The organism is Streptomyces marokkonensis, assembly GCF_039539045.1.
GTDB classification, from domain to species: domain Bacteria; phylum Actinomycetota; class Actinomycetes; order Streptomycetales; family Streptomycetaceae; genus Streptomyces; species Streptomyces marokkonensis.
In genome coordinates this window covers 40,691-60,332 of record NZ_BAABCQ010000025.1, presented here as the reverse complement: position 1 = coordinate 60,332, position 19,642 = coordinate 40,691, and the positions used below count along the sequence as shown (strand labels likewise).

The window sequence follows — 19,642 nt, the reverse complement described above, 5'->3', positions numbered from 1 at the left end:
GTCAAGATCGCGTTATTGATCTGTTCCGAGACTCGTTGGGCTACGAGTACCTCGGCAACTGGGAGTACCGCGCGGCAAACTCCAACGTCGATGTGGAGCTGCTCACACAAAACCTCCGTGCCCGAGGCTACAGCGACAACCTCATCAACAAGGCGGTCGACAAGCTGAAGAGCGATGCCTCGCTCGGTGGCGGCCGCGATCTGTACGAGGCGAACCGAGATGTCTACGGCCTGCTCCGGTACGGGGTGAAGGTCAAGCCCGGTGTCGGCGAGCAGATGGAGACGGTGTGGCTCGTCGACTGGGCGCACCCCGATGCCAATCACTTCGCTCTGGCCGAGGAAGTGACGGTGCTAGGCCAGCACACGAAGCGCCCGGACATCGTGCTCTACGTCAACGGCATCGCCTTCGGAACGATCGAGCTCAAGCGTTCGAAGGTCGCCGTCTCTGAAGGTATTCGGCAGAGCATCGGGAACCAGCGTCCCGAGTTTATTCGGTCGTTCTTCACCACCGTGCAGCTCGTTATGGCCGGCAACGACGTGGAGGGGCTGCGCTACAGCGCTATCGACACGCAGGAGAAGTACTGGCTGGCGTGGCGTGAGCCGTCCGACATCGCCGACCCCCTCGATCGTTCCTTGACCCAGCTTTGCTCGAAGGTGCGCCTGCTTGAGCTGGTGCACGACTTCATGGTCTTCGATGCGGGGCAGAAGAAGACGTGTCGGCATAACCAATACTTCGGCGTCAAGGCGGCTCAGGAGCGGATCGTCAAACGCGAGGGTGGCATCATCTGGCACACCCAGGGCTCCGGCAAGTCGCTGACGATGGTGTGGCTGGCCAAGTGGATCCGCGAGAACCAACCAGATCCCCGAGTGCTCATCATCACTGACCGAACCGAACTGGACGATCAGATCGAGAAGGTCTTCCGGGGGGTCAACGAGTCCATCTACCGCACCAAGAGCGGCGCCGACCTCCTAGCCACGTTGAATGCGAGCGTAGAGTGGCTGATCTGCTCGCTGGTCCACAAGTTCCATGGCTCGGAAGACGAAGCCGCTCGCGATGAAGCCGAGAGCGAGTTCATCCGTGAACTGAGCGCGACCGTTCCCAAGGGCTTCCACGCCAAGGGCAACATCTTCGTCTTCGTCGACGAAGCCCACCGCTCGCAGTCGGGCATGATGCACGATGCCATGAAGGCGCTCATGCCGGGTGCCATGTTCATCGGCTTCACCGGTACGCCCCTGCTCAAGGCGGATAAGGCCACCACTATCGAGCGATTCGGCAGCTTCATCCACACATACAAGTTCGACGAGGGCGTGGCAGACGGCGTCGTACTTGACCTGCGGTACGAGGCTCGCAACATCGACCAGGACCTGACCTCGCCGGCAAAGGTCGACCAGTGGTTTGAGGCCAAGACCCGGGGTATGACGGACCTGTCCCGCGCCGAACTCAAGAAGCGCTGGGGCACCATGCAGAAGGTCGTCAGCTCGGAGCCGCGTGCCCGGCAGATCGTCAACGACATCCTGCTCGACATGGAGATCAAGCCGCGCCTGTCGGACGGCCGCGGCAATGCCATCCTCGTCAGTCAGAGCATCTACCAGGCGTGCAAGTTCTACGAGCTGTTCACTCAAGCTGGGTTCAAGGGCAAGTGTGCCATCGTCACGTCGTACACGCCGCAGGCCAGCGACATCGCCAAGGAGGACTCCGGCCACGGCGCCACCGAACGGCTGCGCCAGTACGAGATCTACCGGCAGATGCTCGCGGACCACTTCAACGAGCCTGCCAATAAGGCGATGGGCAAGGTCGAGCAATTCGAGAAGGACGTCAAGGAGCGCTTCGTCAACGACCCGGGCCAGATGCGGCTGCTCATCGTCGTCGACAAGCTCCTGACCGGCTTCGACGCCCCGAGCACCACGTACCTGTACATCGACAAGAAGATGCAGGATCACGGCCTATTCCAGGCAATCTGCCGGGTGAACCGCCTCGACGGCGAGGACAAGGACTACGGCTACATCGTCGACTACCGGGACCTGTTCAACTCGCTTGAGTCCGCGATCACGGACTACACCGGCAATGCCCTCGAAGGCTACGAGACGAAGGACATCGAGGGGCTACTGTCCGACCGGATCGACAAGGCCCGTGACGGCCTCGATACGGCCCTGGAGAAGATCCGGGCGCTATGTGAGCCGGTCGAACCGCCGAAGGACACTCTCCAATACCAGCAGTACTTCTGCGCTCGCGAGCAGGGCAACGCCGAGCAGCTCAAAGCCAACGAACCGAAGCGGGTTGAGCTCTACAAAGCTGTTGCGTCCGTGACCCGCGCGTACGGCAACCTCGCTAACGAAATGCAGGCCGCCGGCTACAGTGCCGCCGAGACCGCAGCGATCAAGGATGAGATCGCCCACTACGCCAACGTGCGCGAAGAGGTCAAGCTCGGCGCCGGCGAGAATGTCGACTTCAAGCAGTACGAGGCCGGCATGCGGCACCTGCTCGACACATACATCAGCGCCAGTCCATCCGAGGTGGTCTCCGACTTCCAGGAAGCCGGGCTGATCCAGTTGATCGTCGAGATGGGGGCTGCCGCCCTCGACAAGCTTCCCGCCGGTATCAAGAAGGACCCGGAAGCGGTGGCGGAAACGATCACCAACAACATGCGCAAGGTGATCATCGACGAGCGCCCGATGAACCCGAAGTACTACGACAAGATGTCGGAGCTGCTCGACGCCATACTCGAGGAACGGCGGCAGGGTGCCCTGGACTACAAGGACTACCTCGCGAAGCTCCTGGAGCACGCGTCCAAGCTCGGCAAGGGCGAGTCAGACACCAAGTACCCGGAATGGGCTGACAACGGTGCTCGCCGCGCCCTGATCGACTTCTTCGGTCAATCACCGGAGCTGGCCGCCGTTGTGGACACCACCATCCTCCACACCAAGCCCGACTCGTGGGTGGGCAACGCGATGAAGGAGAAGAAGGTCAGTCGCGCGGTCGCTCAAGCACTGCCCGCCGACTTCGACCGGCTTGATGAACTGCTTGAACTACTAAAGGCACGACATGAGTACCGCTAGCGCCTATCTCACCATCCGTGGCATCGACGTCGACGTCATCTACAAGAGCATCAAGAACTTGCACATCGGCGTCTACCCGCCCCTTGGCCGCGTCCGGGTCGCAGCGCCGCACCAGCTCGACGACGAGCAGGTGCGGCTCGCCGTGATCCAACGTCTGCCGTGGATCAAAGAGCAGCGCGAGCAGTTTCGCTCAGCCGCACGTCAGTCCACGCGTGAGATGGTCACAGGCGAGTCCCACTACGTGTGGGGCGTTCGGCGCCGGATGAAGGTGGTGGAACGCCCTGGCCGGGCTCATTTCGAGCTAGACGGTGAGCGACTGCTGCTCTACGTCCCGCCCCGCACCTCGGCCGAACGGCGCCGCGAGCTGCTCGACCAGTGGTATCGAGAGCAGGTTCGACACGCGATCCCGAGCTTGATTGCCAAGTGGGAGCCGATCCTCGAAGTGTCGGTATCGCGATGGAGCATCAAGCGCATGAAGACCAAGTGGGGATCCTGCAATCGCGAGACCGGGCACATCTGGTTCAACGTCGAGCTCGCCAAGAAGCCCCCGGCTTGCCTGGAGTACATCGTCGTCCACGAGATGGCGCATTACCTGGAGCGCCACCACGACGACCGCTTCACCAAGCTCGTGGAGAGGTCCATGCCAAATTGGCGAAGCCTCCGTGACCAGCTGAACAGTGCACCGCTCGCGGACGAGCAGTGGAAATGACTACGCCGGAAGACGAGGTCGGCGGGACCGGTCTCTGCCCGCCACGCCTGTCCGCGCCCGTGTCCTCCTGAGCGGACCCGACCGCAAGCGGCAGTTCCGCGTCTACCTAACGAGCGACTCGTGCGTGCGCGATGCGTGAGCGGACGGGTCAGCACCAGGCGTCACATACAGGATCCAGCGCCGTGCCGCGCGGCGCTGATCAGGTACAACAGCACCGCGCGGCACGGTCTGGAACCGCCCGGCATGGATTCGATCCCACTCCTAAAGCGGGTGTCGCAGGTTCGAATCCTGCCGGGGGCACAGGCCTAAGTGCAGGTCAGAGGGTTACAGGCCCCCCGTTCTATTCGAACGGGGGGCCGCTTTCATGATCGACTGCCACATAGATGCCACACCCCCACGGGAAGCTGTACCCGTTCACCCGTTCGGGGGACTGGACTACCTGAACACGGCACGTAGAGTGTCGACGTCGAGAGGGGCAGGCACGACTCCCCACGCGCGCCTGAGACGCGCCTCTCGTGAACCTGTGGGCCCCGGCGGGGAGGCCGGACCCACGGGCGAGGCCCCCACCGGGATTGTCGGTGGGGGCCTCTCAACGTCCAACGTAGACCGCCCCGGCGGCCGAAGCTGCCGAGGCGGGACGCCTTGACTGAGTCTTGGGCGTCTAACGGCCGGATCAAGCGGAGACGCGTACGCCCGCCCAGCCGCTCCATAGCGCCGCCGATCCCTCAGAAGCGACCGGGGCAGGTCGATGCGGGTGGCCCCGCGCAAGATCATTAAATGTGCCCCGGTGGGCACAGACAAGAAGCCATGATCACCGGAATGTGGGGCGAGTGCCACTCGACCCGATGCCTGACTGGGTGCCAGCCCGACGCCGGCAGATCGGGGAGCGCCTCCGCGCCGCACGCCTCCACGCGGACCTGACGCAGGAGCAGCTCGGCCACCGCGTCGGCCGGGACCGTCGCACGATCCACCGGTGGGAGTACGCGCAACGCATCCCAGACCTCGAGGACCTGTTGCTCCTGGCGGACGCGGTCGGGGTACCCCTGCGGGATCTGGTCGACTGACGGGCGGCTGCCCTGGTGGTTCTTCGGCACGGACAGCCGCCCCTTCCGGATGGAAGGCCGACACCTCAAGAGGAGCCCTCCCCTGGCTGGCGGCCAGGAGTCTGGAGTGAGCGGCCCGCCCCCGACGGGGAGCGTGAGACGGGCCGCTCGAGGCCACCGGCGCGATCGGCGACACACATTCACGCTGGTGGAGTGGAACCCGCTGGTGCCACGCTCGCCCTGGGGCACCAGCGGGGGCTCATAGGGCCGGGCGAGCGCTGTCGTGAGGGTGTCGGCGGATCCGCACGTTGGCGTCCGTCACGGCGGAGAGGAAACCCCGCTCCTGCGCGCGGCTTCGGGTTCGAGCTGCCCGGGCGCAGATCGGACAGCCGGGGACAGGGTCGGGAGGGTCAAGGGGCATTCCCAGGTACACGGGCGGGCTCATACCCGTCATGCGCTCCGTCATCGGCGGCCGTCCTTCACGAGCTGGTACAGCGCGCGGTTGATCGGGCACGGGTTGGCCTCGCTCGGCTCCGGTTCCCGCTTGCAGTCCTCGCACCCGGGGGCGTGATCGAGGAGGCCCCGGTGCGCCACCTGTCCCGTGCAGGCCGGGCAGGCGCGGGGGTACCAGCGCATGCCGATCCGGGACGTGGACCAGGGCGCCGGGGACGTCTGCTCGCCGAAGTCCACGGCCATGTCCGCCGTCAACGACGCACGGCACCACACGCAGTCAGCGCCGCGGACCTGGTCGTCGGTCAGCTTCTTCAGCCCGGGGAGGGCAAGCACCAGGACGGCCAGCACCTCAGGCGGTATGGCGTCCGTTCTCGTAGCAGCGTCGCTCGGCATGGTGCCCCCTACGGTCGCAGTGATCCGTCTCACATAAGCGACCGTAAGAGGCGCGGAGGGGCACAACGCTCACAATCTTGTGAGCGATGTGAGCGCCCCTACAGGCCCACCCACGCGGCCATGTAGGTCAGCGTGTCCGGGGTGCGGCGGGCAGTGTGGACAAGGCCGCGGATCGTCTCGCGTGCGCCAGGGTGGTACCTCGTCTGCTCTGGCGCCGCCTTCCGGGCCTCGACCAGGTGCTCCAGAGCCTTCCCTGTCCGGCCTGTCTCCATCTCTGTACGCGCTCGATCGATCAGGAAGTGCGCACGTCGTGACGTGGGCATCGACGCTGGCATGCGGACCTTCCCCGCCTGCTTCAGCGCGGTGTCGTACTGACCCATCTCGATGGCCGCCGACATGCGGTGCAGCGCGACGTTCGCCGGACCGAATGACAGCCAGTGCACATCGGAGGCCTCCCCTGTCCGCTTCGCGAACGACCGCGCCTCTGAGAGATGCCGCTCGACGGCCCCCTCGTCCCCGGCGCGGGCGCAGATCACAGAGGCCCCCAGGTGTAGCTGGCCGGCCACGGCCAGGCTCTCCCGGGTGGTGTCCGCCTGGTCGACGAGGCTGTGTCCAGAGGCGATCAGGCGTTGCCCGATCGTGTACTCGCCCTCGCGGTAGTAGACGAGGGCGCGCATGTACTGCCGGACTGCCCCAAGGCACGGGTCCGAGGCGCGCTCGGCCGCCCAGGCCATACGGTCCAGAGCCACCGCAGAGAGATCGAAGTACCCCAGCTTCACGGTGATGTCGTGGGCGGTGCGGTACATCGAGGCCAGGGCCAGCCACAGATCTGTGGACGGTGTCGCCCACGCGGTATGCGTCAGCTCGGCGATGGCTGAGGGAAGCGCGCGTGCGGCTGCCCGCAGGTGCGTGGCGCGTACGGATGCGCACAAGCTGTCCGCGGAAGTGATGAGCTGGTCTGCCGGCCGGACGGCCAGGTCGGCGTCTGCTCCCAGGTCGTACAGGTCGAGCGATTCGCGGATGGGGCGGACAAGTTCGGCGAGCCGGTCGCGCTGCAATTCGGTCACGTAGGGCTGTCCCGTGAGAGTGGTGACGTCGATGTTCAGGGCATGCGCAACAGCAGCGACGAAGGCCGCGGTGGCTGGGCGGGCACCGCATTCCACCTGATTGAGCAGGCTGTACGAGTAGGGGAGCCGGTCGGCGAGAGCGCGCTGACTGAGCCTGGCCAGTCTTCTCTGTTCCCGGATTCGTGTTCCTGTGTGCTCGTCGTCCAGTGCGGGCATACTGGTCTCCGTTCCTTGCAGCCACTTGGAACGGTACTCGCGTCCGCCCCCGACTCAATCCGATTCGGGGGCGGTTGCATGCCGCCTGGTCCTCGTGATCCGCTGCCCGCATGAGCGTCCTTTACTTCTTCGGCTCCGCGGCGCCCCCCGTCCACGACGTGGCCCGGCCTATCGCCGACGCACAGGCCCGAGGCTGGGACGTGTGCCTCGGCCTTACCCCCACCGCAGCCGACTGGCTATCTGACCAAACGAGTGACCTCGAGCAGTTGACCGGGCACGCCGTACGGGCTGCGTACAAGCGCCCCGGAACAGCGGACGTATGGCCGTCGGCGGACGTGATCGCTTTCGCCCCTGCGACCTTTAACAGCATCAACAGTTGGGCGCTCGGCCTTAGCTCGAACTTCGTGATCGGCGTCGTTGCAGAGGCCATCGGCAAGGGCATTCCGCTGGTGATGATGCCGTGCGTGAACGCGGCGTACGTACAGCACCGACAGTTTGAGCGGAGCATCGCAGCACTGCGGGAAATGGGCGTGCACGTGCTCTACGGAGCGGATGGCTTCGAGCCCAACAAGCCGGGGCAGGGTCGCCCGAGCGAGTATCCGTGGCATCTGGTCGTGTCAGCGGCAGAAGGCATTGTCGGCGGGGAATGACGAAATGGCCCCCTCTCGCCTTGGGCGGGAGGAGGCCGTCCTGTTTCAGGGGTACTGCCGGCGTTGCGGGTCCAGCGCCAGGGCGAGGGGACTGGTCGGCGACTCGGACTCGTCATCCTCGGGCGCACTGTCGCGTCGGCACACCAGCGCATCCGGGTCATCGGCCGGCGGCTGGAGGCTGTAGCCGTCCGGGCACGACGCTCCGGCCGGTCCCTGCTCTCCGCGCGGTCCTGGCTCGCCCTGTGGTCCGGCCGGTCCTGCTGGTCCCGCCGGGCCCGCGGGCCCAGGCTCGCCCTGCGGTCCCTGCGAGCCGTCCGTGCCGTCCATTCCGGCGGTGCCGGGTGCGCCGTCCTCACCCGGCGCCCCGTCCGTCCCAGCCTCCCCCGGCGCTCCGGGATCTCCTGGTTCTCCGGGATCTCCGTCCTTGCCCGGCGGGCCAGGGTCACCCTTCGGGCCGGGGATCGGCACCGGTACCTCCGCGCGGTCGGGGAGATCCTCCACCGCCCGGGCCGGATCCGGGACGGCCGGCGTCTTCCCCTCCGCCTTCACCTGCTCGCGCAGCACCCTCACGTCACCGGCCAGAGTGCTGACGGCGTCGCCGCGCCGGTTCGCCTCGTCCGCGAGAGCATCCGCCCGGCGCGCCTCCGAGTCGATCCGCAGCCACACCAAGACGACCGCCCCCGACAGTACGAGCAGCAGCGCAGCAACCGCGAGCGAACGCCACCGCTGCGCGAGGACCGGCTGAGCATGACGGCGCTTCACGTGGGCTGTCCCCCTAGTTCGACGATCCGTTCGCGCAGCCGGTCATTCTCAGCGGTGAGCGTCGCGATCTGAGTCTGTAGTTCCGCTTTGTCGGCGCGTTCGTTCGCGAGCTCGTTGTACGCGGCCGCGAGCTGCCGCTCGTTCTCGACGACGCGCTCGCGCAGCTGCGTGCGTTCTTCTTGCAGGTTGTCGACGAGCGTCGAGTAGCCGCCGAAGATGGCACCGGACTGGCTGGCTGAGTTCGCGCCGCGGTGTCCGATCAGTGCGGCGCCGGCTGCTGCGAGCCCGACGACGATCGTTCCGACGGCGTCGATCATCGCAGCGTCCACGGGGTCCACGGGCGTCCTGTGATGGTGCAGTGGGGTGTGTGCGCGGCCGAGTTCTCCAGCCTGCTCCGGCAGGAGTACGCCGGCCGCGCCTCGCATCAGACGCTCGGCGCGGTCGACGCGCTGTTCTTCGGGCCGACCAGGCGGGCCGCCATCCCCTTCACGAGGGTCACGACCGCCGCCGTACCGCCGACGCCGACACTCTCCCAGAAGGGGACGCTGAGCATGTCGGCCGGTCCGGCCGCGCCCAGGAACGTCCAGATGATCCGCTCGATCAGGTCGACCGCTTACGTTCTCGCGGTCTTCACGACGGTGTCGGCGGCGGGCGGATCGATCTCGGACGTGATCAGGATTCCTTCCAGATGAGCGCGGTCAGGACCGCGCTGGTGATGGTGATCGGATCCGCGGCCTGGCTGCACAGACGCACCCGCATCCGGCGGCCCGCGCCAATGCGCTTCGTCAGGGGGATCACGGCGTAGGTGCGGCCGGACGTGCCGATGACCTCGTGGATCGGGTGGCCGTGGACGTAGGTGTTGCCGTCGAACTCGGCCATGCGGACCTGGAGGACCGCCCCGGTGGGGAGGTCCTCGATGGCGAGGCTGATCGTGCCGGTGAAGCGGGCCGGGCCGCGCGCCCACACGGCGCCGTCGTCGGCGTGCTGGCCCGGTTCGTCGGCCCACTCGCTGGTGAACTCGATCGAGTCCCACATGCCGGGCCGCAGCTCGTAGGGCTGAGCGCCGAGGTTGATGTAGTCGGGCATGTCGTCCCCCTGGACGGTGTCGGTGGCGCGGGCGACGATCGCGGGGAACACGACCTCGCGGAACTGGCGGATGCGGGCGTTTCCGGGGCAGGCCGTGCCGGACGTCGACCACTGCCGGAACATCGAGTGGTAGCCGAAGCCGGGGTCGTCGTGGCTGCGGCAGATCCGCAGTGGGATGCCGTGATGCCGGTGCAGCCACGCGCCGAGCAACACCAGCTGCTCGATCTGCTCGGGTGTCCAGGCGTCGCTGGCCTTCGTGTTCGAGGCGGTCTCGATACTGACCGCGCCGGTCCCGTCGCCGCGGCGGTTGGCGCCGGCGTTGGCGTCGGCGCGGGTCTCGGTGCCGATGTACTGGGCGATGTCTCCGGCGTAGCCGATCCCGAAGTGGCTTTCGAGGTTGGTGCTGTCGCGCCAGTACTCGTACGTACGGCGGGCAGTCCACGGGGCGACGATGCTGTGGACGATGAACTGCGTCGGCCTGATCGCCGCCTGGGCATCACTCTCCGGCTGAAGCTCCATCTTCACCGCGCCGGGATACCAAGCCATATCTGCCTTCTTTCGGAGGAGTCGGGCGGCCGAAGGGGGCGTTGTCGGCGATGACTTCGAAAGTGTGCTGCACCGTCGAATGGGACAGGTTCCGCAGGTCACTGTTGGTCATACCCTGCACCTGCACCTCGTCAAGCACTTCCTCGTACGTGTACAGCGTGGAGAAGGAGGTCCGGACGAAGGTCCACATCGCCCACCGCCCCGACTACGTGCTCGTGTCGGAGCGCAGGCGGCAACGGGCGCCACCTTCGGGTGGGGCCGCGCAACGACGACAACACACATACCCGGAAGCTGCGCGGGCGGTGATTCCGTCGCGCCACGGCGACAGCGATTGCGATTCCGTGCGAAACCGCCTGCGAAGGAAGGGGAGTCCGGAAGAGGATGTCTGTATGCGCATAGGAGTGGTCGGACTCGGGATGGGGCTTCACCTGGCGGACTGGTGCCGCAAGGTGGGTCTGGAGGTCGTGGTGGCTTGTGACCGCGACTCCGACCGCCGCGCAGTGGCGCAGGCGCAGTTGCCCGGTGCGGTGCTGGTGGAACGCTGGCAGGATTTGCTGGAGCACCGTCTTGACGGGGTCGTCCTGGCCAACGACTTCGATGAACACGCGCCGTTGGCCATCGCTTTTCTGGACCGTGGGGTGCACGTGCTGTCCGAGTCGGCTGCGTGCGTGGACGCCGCGGAAGGCGAAAGGCTCATCGCGGCGGCGGACCGGTCGTCCGCGACCTACTCCTTCGCCGAGAACTACGTGGCCCATCCGCACGTCCGTCTCCTCCGCCGGGCGGTCGAGGCCGGGGAGCTGGGCCGGATCAGCCTGATCGAGGCGGACTACCTGCACGGCATGTCCCCGGCCGGTGTCGCGGGCCTGATCGGCGATCCGGCGCATTGGCGCGGGCGCATCGCTCCCACGGCGTACTGCACGCACACCCTCTCCCCGGTGCTGGCCCTCACGGACGCCTGGCCGGTGGAGGTGTCGGCGTTCTCGGTGGACTCGGCGGACCCACGCGCCGCGGTCGTCATGGCGGTACGGCTGTCCACCGGGGCGCTGGCGCTCACCCGGCACGGGTTCCTCCAGGGCGAACCCGCCAGCCACTGGAGCTGGATCTCCGTGCGCGGTACCAGGGCGCTGGCCGAGTCCGTCCGAGCCGACGGCGAACGGTCCTGGTCGGTCCGTGTCAGGACGGAGGGCTGGGCGGCCCCGGAGGGCCACGCCCGCGAGGAGGAACGCGTCCCCCCGCCGCTCACCCTCGCCGGGGAACCCGTACCACGCGCAGCCGAGGGCACCGTACGGGTGCTACGGGCCTTCCGGGCCACGATGGAGCACGGAGAGCCACCGCTGGTACCGGTGCGGCCCGCCGTGGCCGCGTCACTGGTCGGCGTGGCCGGCGCGGAGTCACTGGCCAACGGTTCCCGACCAGTCCCCGTGCTTGCGATGACGACCGAGCCGGGGAGTTGCTCAGACAGTTCCTGACGTCAACGTCCGAGATCAACGGCGCCGGACGGGGACGTACAACAGCGTCTCTGACCGGCCGGCCCATCAGCCGACGACCTCAGTGCTGCCTGATGCGGACGGGAACCCGTGGCCCGCGGGATGCGTCCTCGTGAGCGTGACTGAATCGAGCGGCCTGCCCAGCCCTGACGACTGCTCGAGCCCTGGCGGCGGCTCAAGCACGAACGACGGCTCACTTGATGCCGACGGCTCACTTGCCGGCGGAGGTTCACTTGCCGGCGAGGGTTCACTTGCCGGTGAGAGTTCACCTTCTGGCGAGGACGTACGTGCCGAGGACAGCTCGGGAGCCGACGACGACGAGGCGTCCCCGCGGCCCGGTCCGTTGTGGCGCCATGCGTTGTGGGTGGTGGGCGTCACCGCCGTCGGGTTGGGGATGGCCTGGTACTCCGCGTCGTACCGTGTCGGGCCCGACGACTACGGGCTTCCGCTCGCCGTCGAGGGGCAGACCTGGCCGTACGTGGGGTTCTGGGCCGTGATCGGTCTGACGGCGGCGGCCGTGCTGCGGGCTGTCGCCGCCAGGGTTCCGCTCGCGGGACCGGATGTGATCGCGGTCCTACTCACGTTCACGGGCGCCCGGCTCTCCCTGGGTTGGCGGCCGGAGCCGCTCATGCTGGGTGCGATGGCCGCTGCCGCGCTGGTGGTGGCGGTCATATGGTGTGTCCCCGCGCTGCGCGGCGGCTTCCGGAGCCGTGCCGGCGGGCGGTGAGTCGCCGCCGGCGGGCGCGGGAGGGTGACGCGGGCGGCCCCGTCACCCTGGGGCGACGGGGCCGGTGTGCGGGGGCTACGGCCCGTGGCCACGGCCAGGTGCGCTGCCGTTACTCCCGGATGCCGATGCCCTGGACCGGCGGGGTGCGCAGGACGCGGCCGATGGGCAGCATCGTGGCGATCAGGGCGAGGGCGACGGTGCCGCCGACGACGGCGATCCAGCCGGCGGCCGGGACGTACGGGATGCGTTGTCCGGCGACGGCGTTGACGACCGAGGTGAGGGTGACGGCCGCGATCGCACCGCCGAGGACGAGCGCCACGCCGAGCAGCCCGGCCTGTTCGGCGTGGACCATCCGCTTCACCTGGCCCCGGGTGACGCCGACCAGGCGGAGCAGGGACAGTTCCCTGGCCCGGGCGAGAGCCGCCATGATCAGGGTGTTGGCGGCGGCGAGCACCGCGTAGCCGACCAGGACGGCGATGAGCAGCTTGTTGAGCCAGCCGCTGATGGCCAGGTCCTGGGCGAGTTCGCCGGTGAGGGTGTCGGTGTCGGCCACCGAGGCTGCGGGGTACCGGTCCGCGAGGTCGGTGAGGGCCTCGACGGTGCCGGCGTCGGCGTCCGGGGCGGTGCGGACGAGGACCTGGTCGTCGAGTCCGGTGACGGTGTGGCCGGCGAGGGCCTCGGTGTGGAGGGTGACGTCGCCGAAGCCCCAGCCGCGTTCGTACAGGGCGACGACCTTCAGGGTGACGGGGGTGCCGTCGCCCAGCCACAGCTCGGCCTTGTCGCCGAGTTCCCAGCCGGCGGAGTCCGCCTGCGCGGTGGAGACCGCGACCGTGTCCTTGGTCAGGCCGGCGAGGCCGCCCGACCCCACCCGCAGGTCCAGGGTGTGTTCGGCGCCCCGCGGGTCGATGCCCTGTGCGACGACGGCCTGGGCGCCCAGGTCGATCGGGACGACGACCGACGTACGGCGCACGCCCGTCGCGGCCCGCACGCCGGGGACGCGGCGGGCCTCTTCGGCGGCGGACGCGGGAAGGCCGGCGCCGCCGACGATCGCGTGCTGGGCGAGCGTGCCGTCACGGCTCTGGACGACGGTCTGGCGCTGGAGGTTGTCCTGGAGGAACCAGACGGACCCGCCGAAGCCGACGGAGAGCACGAGCGCGGTGAGGACGGCGACCATGCCGCGGGCGTTGGCACGCAGGTTCGCGGCGGCGAGGTAGCCGCTGCTGCCCCACACGGCCTTCAGGACGGGTCCGAGGCACCGGGCCGCGGCCTGGTTGATCCAGGGAGCGAGCAGGGCGACGGCCAGGACGAACATGTAGAGCATGCCCATGGCCGCGCCGAGGGCGGTCTGGCCGTCGGCGGCGCCGGTGAGGCCGATCAGCACGACGCCCCCGGCGGCGAAGGCCAGGCCGGTCACGACCCGTGCCCTGCTGCCGAGGCCGGTCTCGACGACGGCCTCGCCGAGCGCTTCGGTGGGGCGGATACGGGTGGTGCGCCGGGCCGCGATCCAGGCGGAGGCCAGGGCCACCGCGGCGACCACGAGGACGACCGCGGCACCGGACAGCAGGCCGCCCCGCACGGTGAAGGTGTCGGGGGCGAATCCGCGGGTGACGAGTTCGTCGCGGATCCATCCGGTGGCGACGAGCCCGAGGGGGACGCCGACCACCGCGGCCAGCAGCGCGAGCAGGCCGACCTCGCCGAGGATCATGCCCCGTACCTGACCGGGGGTCGCGGCGATGGCGCGGAGCAGCGCGAGGTCGCGGCGGCGGTGCCGTACGGAGAGGCCGACGGTGGCGGCGACGACGAAGACGATGATCATCACGGCGTAGCCGGCGAAGGCGCCGCCCGCCTGGAGGGTGAAGTCCCGTGCGGCCCTGGCCTCGGGCTCCTCGGCCAGTCCCCGGTCGTCGCCCGTGTAGGTCGTCGCCTCCGCCTCGTCGGTCACCTCTCGGACCCCGGCGAGGAGGGCGTCGCGGTCGGCGTCCGGCGCGGCGAGGACGCCGATGGCGTCGAAGCGGCCCGGGTGCGGGTCGAGCCGGGCGGCGTGCGCGTCGGTGAAGAACAGCGCCGCCTTGCCGGCGTCGGCGCTCGACGCGCCGCCGCCCTCCGCCTCGACGACCGCGCTGATCCGGTAGGCGCGGCTCGCTCCGCCGGTGAGGACCTCCATGGAGTCGCCGGGGGCGAGACCGGTGCCGGCGAGGAGGCGGGTGTCGACGGCGATCTCCCCGTCGGAACGGGGCGGGGCTCCGTCGACCGTCCGGTACGGGGCGAGGGCGGCGCTCGCCCATCCGTGGCCGGTGACCGCGAGACCCGGTGCCTTCACGGCGGTGACGGCGAGGGAACGGTCGCCGACGGCACGTTCCACGCCGGGCACGGCCGCGAGCTCGCCGGCCAACGCGGTCGGAACGCTGCCGCGTTCGGGGAGCGCGATGACGGTCTTCTCCGTCTCGCCGAACATCTCGGTGGAGACGGTCAGGTCCCGGTCGGCGACGACGGCGACCGTCTTCTCGTACCGCTGCGGCTGCCCGTGGTAGCGCCAGCCGGACTCCACGAGCATCGCGCACGCCATGAGGACGGCGACACCGGCGGCGAGGGCGACGAACGTCGCCACGAAGCTGCCCTTGCGGTGGCGCAGCATCTGCGCGGCCAGGGTGAGCATGGTTCAGCCCTCCTGACGCGCGGCGGGCCGCGCGGCACGCGGGGCGGCGGGCTGCCTGGCGTACGGGGCGGCGTACGGGTTTTCGGACTGGGTGGCGGCTTGGGTGGTGGACTGAGGGGCGGCCTGGGTGGCGGCTTGGGTGGTGGACTGGGGGGCGGCCTGGTGGCTGCCGAGGTGCGCGAGGTGTTCGGCGATCCGCTCGGCGCCGGGCTGCGGCATGTCCTGCACGATCCGCCCGTCGGCGAGTACGACGACCCGGTCCGCGTAGGACGCGGCGACCGGGTCGTGGGTCACCATGACGACGGTCTGCCCGGCCTGGTCGACCACCGACCGCAGGAGCGCCAGGACTTCGGCGGCGGTGCGGGTGTCGAGGGCGCCGGTGGGCTCGTCGCAGAAGATCACCTCGGGGCGGGTGACCAGCGCCCGTGCGATCGCGACCCGCTGCTGCTGACCGCCGGACAGCTGCGCGGGACGGTGCCGCAGCCGCTCGCCCAGCCCGACCCGGGCGACGACCTCGGCGACCCACGCCGGATCCGGCCGCTGCCCGGACAGCCGGGAGGGCAGCAGGATGTTCTGCTCGACGTTCAGGGCGCCGACGAGGTTGAAGGCCTGGAACACGAAGCCGATCCGGCTGCGGCGCAGTTCGGTGAGCCGCTTCTCCGACATCGTCGCCAGGTCGGTGGGCCCGATCCGGACCGCGCCGGCGTCGGGGCGGTCAAGGCCCGCCGCGCAGTGCAGCAGTGTGCTCTTCCCGGAGCCGGAGGGTCCCATCACCGCGGTCGCCGTGCCCCGCACGAAGCGGAGGTCGACGTCGTTCAACGCCACCACCGGTTGATCGCCGCCGTACGTCTTCCGTACGCGTTCGAGGCTGACGGCGAAGTCGGCCGAGGTCACTGACATGGTGGAAACGCCTTCCGGGTCAAGCGCGGAGCAGGACACCTCGACGCTAGGACCGCCGACCGCGTGAACCCATCCCACCTGCGACCCGGTCCGGGGTAGCGCAGGCACTACCAAGTGGCGGGGCGAACGGGGGTTGCCGGTCGGCCGAACCGGCCGGGCCGGGCCGGTAGTCGCCCACGGGCCGCTGGGCCATGACGTTTTGACGGTCGAGCGCGTTACTCCGCGGGACCGGCGGCGGCTCCACCGCCGTGCCCCTGGTAGCGCAGCAGCAGCATCGCCGCGTCGTCGTGGTGCGGACCCGCCGCGTGCCGCACCAGGTCCTCCCGGAGCGCGTCCAGGGCGCGGTGGACGTCGGGTTCCTTCAGGAGATGGGCGCGTTCGGCGAGCGGGTAGAAGCCGCCCTCGTCGTCCCGGGCCTCCGTGACCCCGTCGGTGTAGAGGAGCAGCTGGTCACCGGGGGTGAAGGGCACCGGGAAAGGCTCCGGGCCGGGGCCTCCGTGGGCGGCCAGGCCCAGCGGGAGGGCGTAGGCGGGCGGCTCCGGGAAATCGGCGGTGCCGTCCGGGTGGACGACCATCGGGGCCGGGTGGCCGTAGTTGAGGAGGACGACCTGGTGGTCGTAGCCGATCTCGGCGAGGATCGCGGTCACGAACTTCTCGTCCTCCAGCTCGCGGGCGACGCTGCGTTCGAGCCGCTCGCCGAGCTTGACCAGGTCCTCCTCGTCGTACGCCGCCTCCCGGAAGGCGCCGAGGACCCTGGCCGCGGTCTCCACCGCCGCCAGGCCCTTGCCCTGCACGTCGCCCACGATCACCCGGACGCCGTGCGGAGAGGCCACCACCTCGTACAGGTCGCCGCCGATCCGGGCCTCGGCGAGCGCCGAGGTGTACGAGACGGCCGCGTGCAGCGGGCCCGCGGTCAGCGGCACCGGACGCAGCAGGACCCGCTGGGCCGCCTCCGCGATCGACCGCACGTTGGCGAGCTCCGCCTCCCGGCGCGAGCGCGTCACGGCCGCCGCGATGCCGACGCCGGTCACGCCGGCCACGGACGCCATGGCGGTGAACCCGCGAGGGCGGTCGAAGAGCCCGTTGTAGAGGCCGAGGGTCACGCAGAGCAACAGCGCGACCAGCCCGATCACCGCCGTACGCCGCCAGCCGCCGACCAGTCCGGCGAACGCCGGTCCCAACGACACCAGGGGCAGAAGACCCACGTCCGGCCCCGCCGTGACGTCCACCAGGGCGACCACCGTCATGGCCGCCACGGGCATCCAGGACAGCATCGTGGAACTGGATGGCGACTTCTTCACGGTCATGACTACTCCGGTGTCGCAGCGCTCAAGAGCCGCCTTCTCCCTGTTCTCAGGCGTCCCTCCCCAGTCTCTTAGACTATGCAACGGTTTGCCGACGCAGGAGTGGCCAGGCGGTCCTTAACCCAATCGAGGCCGAGAACGCGGCCCGGTCCGCGCGGCCCACAGGCCGCCGTCGGCCGCGCTCCGCCGGCTCGCCACGGTCAGCGTGAGCGTCACTGTGAGTGAGCCGGCCGCCATCACGGTCATCGCCGTCGCCGGCGAGCTGTACTGGGCGACCGTGCCCGCCAGGGCCGCGGCGACGCCCTGCGCCGTGAGCATTCCGGCGGAGTGCAGCCCGAGGGCGTGTCCGGCGAGTTCGTCGGGGGTCAGGGCGACCAGGCGCTCCTGCTGCACCAGGCTCGCGGCGAAGCCGACGGAGGCCAGGGCGACCAGCACGGCCGTCAGCGGCAGCGGCGGGCGCAGGAAGAGGACGAGGTACGGTGCGGCCAGCAGCATCAGCAGCGGGATGCCGAGGCGCGGGCGCAGCCGGGCCGGCAACAGGCGCCCGACCGCCACGTCCCCGGCCAGCATGCCCAGCGCGGCGCACGCGAACAGGATGCCCGCGGCACCGGGGTCGTAGGAGACGTACAGCGACTCGCAGCCGACGACGAGGCCGTTGGGGATCCACAGCGCGAGGTAGACGTGCCTGCGTGGTGCGGAGGACCACAGCAGGGCGTTGGTGCGCCGGGTGGCGGCCACGGAGGGGCGGCCGAAGGCGCGCGGGGGGCGGCGGGTCAACCGGAGGGTGAGGCCGGCCGCGGTGCCGTAGAGGCAGGCCGCGAGCAGCAGGCACAGGCGGGGCGAGAGCAGGGTCAGCAGGGCGCCGCCGGCCGCGTAGCCGGTGATCTGCATGACGCCGCTCATCATGTTGAAGAGCGAACGTCCGGTCATGTAGCCGCTCTTGTCGCCGGCGCGCTTGCCCTCGTCGCTCTTGCCGTCGTCACTCTTGCCGCCCTCGGTGAGGATCTCGTTCAGCAGGCCCCAGCGCACCCCGCCGCCGAGCGAGGCGATCAGGCCTTCGGCGAGGACGATGGCGAACATCGCCCAGAGGGGCAGGCCGGGCAGCGCGAGGGCCGCGGTCGCGACGGCGAACGCGAGCGAAAGGCCCGCCAGCGTCGCGCGCGGCGCCAGTCGGTCGGCGCCGGAGAGGAACAGCGTGGCACCCAGCACCTGTGCCAGTGCCGGGCCGAACATGCTCACCGCGGACAGCAGCGGCGAGTCCGTCGCCCGGAACACCAGTGTGCCGAGCGCCAGGCCGCTCACCGTCTGGGCTGCGATGCCCGCCGAGGAGGAGAGGAAGAGGGGGGTGAACTCCGGGGTGCGGAAAAGGTCCGCATAGCTCTTGCGGCTGGTGTCTGGCATGCGGGGAGTCTGGGGCGGACCCGGGGGCCGCCGTTATCGTTTCGCGCGGACGCGAAAGGTCGCGGAAGGTCGCGGAAGGTGGGGGCCGCCTGCTCGCGGCGCGCGTGGGCCGAGGAGGGGTCGGGGCAGTACGGGCCGAGGAGGGGTCGGGGCGGTATGGGCTGGTGGCAGATCAGCGCCGACACGCTCGCCCGCAGCCGTTTCGTCCTCTCACCGCTCACCGAGACCTTCGCCTGCTTGAAGCTGCTGCACGCCGAGGTGGCCGGGCACCCGGGCGAACGGGCCTGGCTGGACACCCACCTGCCCGCCTACCGGCGCCGGCTGGCGGGCGACCCGGTGACCGCGCTGCTCGTCCGCTCGGGGGTCGGCCGGGAGTGGATCGCCGACTTCCTCACTCCCACCCCGCGCGAGGGCGAGACCTTCGAGGAGAGCGTCGCGCGGATCCGGGCGGCCCGCCCCGGTGAGGCCCGGGCGGATCTCCGTGTCTCCCTCGCCGGCCGACCGCTCCCCGCCGCGCTGGACCGCGACGACCTGCCCGAACGCGCCGCCGCGCTGCTGGAGTACGTCTGGGCCGAGGTTGTACGGCCGGACTGGGACCGCCGCCGCCGGGTCCTGGAGGCCGATGTCGTCGCACGGACCACGCAGGTGAGCCGGGGAGGCTGGGCGGCCGCGTTGGACGCCCTGCGGCCGGGCACGCGCTGGCTCGGCGACAGCCGGCTCCAGATCAACCTGAACGCGTACCCGCCGCGCGAGCTCTCCGGAGCCGAACTGATCCTCGTACCGATCACACCGCAGCGGCACGGCTGGGTGTCGTGGGAGGAGGCCGAGCGGTACGCGGTCGTCTACCCGTGCGCCGGTGCCCTCGCGGACGACGGTGCCCGGGCCGTGCCCGCGGCCCTGGGCGCGCTGCTCGGGCCGGCCCGGGCGGCCGTGCTGGTGCTGCTCGGCACCCCCATGAGCACCAGCCAGCTGGTCGGCGTGACCGGGCAGGGCCTCGGCTCGGTCGGACGGCATCTGCGGGTGCTGCTGGACGCGGGGCTGGTGGAGCGGCGGCGGGCGGGCCGGTCGGTGCTGTACTCGCGGACCGCGGCTGGGGAGGTACTCGTCGAGGCCGGCGAGCTGGGGCCCGCCGGGGCCGGGGCCGGGGCGTGAGGCGGTGGGGCTGACGTGCGGGCGCGGTGGACGG

16 protein-coding genes and 1 pseudogene are annotated in these 19,642 nt (G+C 69.9%); 8 read left to right on the top strand and 9 right to left on the bottom strand.

What is annotated here, in order from left to right; genetic code table 11:
• From ABEA26_RS09220 to ABEA26_RS09210, 3 genes are all read left to right on the top strand, one after another.
• On the top strand, positions 1-3,056 hold a 3,056-nt coding region (locus ABEA26_RS09220; RefSeq protein ID WP_345590908.1), incomplete at its 5' end, for a type I restriction endonuclease subunit R.
• Entirely contained in the window at positions 3,043-3,765 is a 723-nt protein-coding gene (locus ABEA26_RS09215) for a M48 family metallopeptidase (RefSeq protein WP_345590907.1), read from the top strand. The genes ABEA26_RS09220 and ABEA26_RS09215, both read left to right, overlap by 14 nt.
• An 845-nt stretch (positions 3,766-4,610) precedes the next feature.
• Entirely contained in the window at positions 4,611-4,829 is a 219-nt protein-coding gene (locus tag ABEA26_RS09210) for a helix-turn-helix transcriptional regulator (protein WP_345590905.1), read from the top strand.
• A gap of 441 nt (positions 4,830-5,270) precedes the next feature.
• Here ABEA26_RS09210 and ABEA26_RS09205 read toward each other — a convergent pair whose 3' ends face one another.
• Both ABEA26_RS09205 and ABEA26_RS09200 read right to left on the bottom strand, forming a co-directional pair.
• Positions 5,271-5,654 (bottom strand): hypothetical protein, encoded by a 384-nt coding sequence (locus tag ABEA26_RS09205; RefSeq protein WP_345590904.1) that lies wholly within the window; start codon positions 5,652-5,654, stop codon positions 5,271-5,273.
• Between the two features lie 98 nt (positions 5,655-5,752).
• Positions 5,753-6,937 carry a helix-turn-helix domain-containing protein gene (locus ABEA26_RS09200; RefSeq protein WP_345590903.1) on the bottom strand — a complete coding sequence of 395 codons (1,185 nt, stop codon included), beginning with the start codon at positions 6,935-6,937 and terminating at the stop codon, positions 5,753-5,755.
• A 110-nt stretch (positions 6,938-7,047) separates the two neighbouring features.
• On the opposite strand from ABEA26_RS09200, the gene ABEA26_RS09195 reads away from it, so the two are divergent.
• Positions 7,048-7,587, top strand: coding sequence for a flavoprotein (locus ABEA26_RS09195; protein WP_345590902.1), 540 nt, complete (start codon positions 7,048-7,050; stop codon positions 7,585-7,587).
• A 45-nt stretch (positions 7,588-7,632) separates the two neighbouring features.
• Here the strand turns inward: ABEA26_RS09195 and ABEA26_RS09190 are convergent, their stop codons facing one another.
• A complete protein-coding gene (locus ABEA26_RS09190; RefSeq protein ID WP_345590901.1) occupies positions 7,633-8,349 on the bottom strand; it encodes a collagen-like protein in 717 nt (238 codons plus the stop codon).
• The gene (locus ABEA26_RS09185; protein WP_345590899.1) at positions 8,346-8,666 is read right to left on the bottom strand and encodes a hypothetical protein; all 321 of its coding nucleotides are present in this window, start codon (positions 8,664-8,666) and stop codon (positions 8,346-8,348) included. The genes ABEA26_RS09190 and ABEA26_RS09185 overlap by 4 nt, the downstream gene beginning before the upstream one ends.
• Positions 8,667-8,699: 33 nt before the next feature.
• Between ABEA26_RS09185 and ABEA26_RS09180 the strand changes: the two genes are divergently transcribed.
• The gene (locus tag ABEA26_RS09180) at positions 8,700-9,041 is read left to right on the top strand and encodes a hypothetical protein (protein ID WP_345590897.1); all 342 of its coding nucleotides are present in this window, start codon (positions 8,700-8,702) and stop codon (positions 9,039-9,041) included.
• On the opposite strand, the gene ABEA26_RS09175 is transcribed toward ABEA26_RS09180, so the two are convergent.
• The gene (locus ABEA26_RS09175) at positions 9,022-9,981 is read right to left on the bottom strand and encodes a peptidoglycan recognition protein family protein (RefSeq protein WP_345590894.1); all 960 of its coding nucleotides are present in this window, start codon (positions 9,979-9,981) and stop codon (positions 9,022-9,024) included. The genes ABEA26_RS09180 and ABEA26_RS09175 overlap by 20 nt on opposite strands.
• Positions 9,982-10,370: 389 nt before the next feature.
• Between ABEA26_RS09175 and ABEA26_RS09170 the strand changes: the two genes are divergently transcribed.
• Entirely contained in the window at positions 10,371-11,450 is a 1,080-nt protein-coding gene (locus tag ABEA26_RS09170) for a Gfo/Idh/MocA family protein (protein WP_345590892.1), read from the top strand.
• A gap of 412 nt (positions 11,451-11,862) precedes the next feature.
• Complete coding sequence (locus tag ABEA26_RS09165) at positions 11,863-12,195, top strand: hypothetical protein (RefSeq protein WP_345590890.1); 333 nt, start codon at positions 11,863-11,865, stop codon at positions 12,193-12,195.
• Positions 12,196-12,304: 109 nt separating this feature from the next.
• Here ABEA26_RS09165 and ABEA26_RS09160 read toward each other — a convergent pair whose 3' ends face one another.
• The 4 genes and pseudogenes from ABEA26_RS09160 to ABEA26_RS09145 all read right to left on the bottom strand — a co-directional run bounded on the left by ABEA26_RS09160 (position 12,305) and on the right by ABEA26_RS09145 (position 18,456).
• Complete coding sequence (locus tag ABEA26_RS09160; protein ID WP_345590888.1) at positions 12,305-14,851, bottom strand: FtsX-like permease family protein; 2,547 nt, start codon at positions 14,849-14,851, stop codon at positions 12,305-12,307.
• Positions 14,852-15,016: 165 nt separating this feature from the next.
• Positions 15,017-15,751: pseudogene (locus tag ABEA26_RS09155) on the bottom strand (ABC transporter ATP-binding protein); the annotation flags it as partial.
• 215 nt (positions 15,752-15,966) lie between these two features.
• Complete coding sequence (locus ABEA26_RS09150; protein WP_345590886.1) at positions 15,967-17,058, bottom strand: PP2C family protein-serine/threonine phosphatase; 1,092 nt, start codon at positions 17,056-17,058, stop codon at positions 15,967-15,969.
• Positions 17,059-17,172: 114 nt separating this feature from the next.
• The gene (locus ABEA26_RS09145) at positions 17,173-18,456 is read right to left on the bottom strand and encodes an MFS transporter (RefSeq protein WP_345590884.1); all 1,284 of its coding nucleotides are present in this window, start codon (positions 18,454-18,456) and stop codon (positions 17,173-17,175) included.
• A 156-nt stretch (positions 18,457-18,612) separates the two neighbouring features.
• On the opposite strand from ABEA26_RS09145, the gene ABEA26_RS09140 reads away from it, so the two are divergent.
• On the top strand, positions 18,613-19,608 hold the full coding sequence (locus tag ABEA26_RS09140; RefSeq protein WP_345590882.1) for an ArsR/SmtB family transcription factor: 996 nt from the start codon (positions 18,613-18,615) through the stop codon (positions 19,606-19,608).
• The last annotated feature ends 34 nt before the right edge of the window (positions 19,609-19,642 follow it).

What these genes read in the sequence shown, in the direction of transcription:
- ABEA26_RS09215 (WP_345590907.1), top strand. Translation starts at nt 3,043, where the DNA reads ATGAGTACCGCTAGCGCCTATCTCACCATCCGTGGCATCGACGTCGAC.
- ABEA26_RS09210 (WP_345590905.1), top strand. Translation starts at nt 4,611, where the DNA reads ATGCCTGACTGGGTGCCAGCCCGACGCCGGCAGATCGGGGAGCGCCTC.
- ABEA26_RS09205 (WP_345590904.1), bottom strand. Translation starts at nt 5,654, where the DNA reads ATGCCGAGCGACGCTGCTACGAGAACGGACGCCATACCGCCTGAGGTG.
- ABEA26_RS09200 (WP_345590903.1), bottom strand. Translation starts at nt 6,937, where the DNA reads ATGCCCGCACTGGACGACGAGCACACAGGAACACGAATCCGGGAACAG.
- ABEA26_RS09195 (WP_345590902.1), top strand. Translation starts at nt 7,048, where the DNA reads ATGAGCGTCCTTTACTTCTTCGGCTCCGCGGCGCCCCCCGTCCACGAC.
- ABEA26_RS09185 (WP_345590899.1), bottom strand. Translation starts at nt 8,666, where the DNA reads ATGATCGACGCCGTCGGAACGATCGTCGTCGGGCTCGCAGCAGCCGGC.
- ABEA26_RS09180 (WP_345590897.1), top strand. Translation starts at nt 8,700, where the DNA reads ATGGTGCAGTGGGGTGTGTGCGCGGCCGAGTTCTCCAGCCTGCTCCGG.
- ABEA26_RS09175 (WP_345590894.1), bottom strand. Translation starts at nt 9,981, where the DNA reads ATGGCTTGGTATCCCGGCGCGGTGAAGATGGAGCTTCAGCCGGAGAGT.
- ABEA26_RS09170 (WP_345590892.1), top strand. Translation starts at nt 10,371, where the DNA reads ATGCGCATAGGAGTGGTCGGACTCGGGATGGGGCTTCACCTGGCGGAC.
- ABEA26_RS09165 (WP_345590890.1), top strand. Translation starts at nt 11,863, where the DNA reads ATGGCCTGGTACTCCGCGTCGTACCGTGTCGGGCCCGACGACTACGGG.
- ABEA26_RS09160 (WP_345590888.1), bottom strand. Translation starts at nt 14,851, where the DNA reads ATGCTCACCCTGGCCGCGCAGATGCTGCGCCACCGCAAGGGCAGCTTC.
- ABEA26_RS09150 (WP_345590886.1), bottom strand. Translation starts at nt 17,058, where the DNA reads ATGACCGTGAAGAAGTCGCCATCCAGTTCCACGATGCTGTCCTGGATG.
- ABEA26_RS09145 (WP_345590884.1), bottom strand. Translation starts at nt 18,456, where the DNA reads ATGCCAGACACCAGCCGCAAGAGCTATGCGGACCTTTTCCGCACCCCG.
- ABEA26_RS09140 (WP_345590882.1), top strand. Translation starts at nt 18,613, where the DNA reads ATGGGCTGGTGGCAGATCAGCGCCGACACGCTCGCCCGCAGCCGTTTC.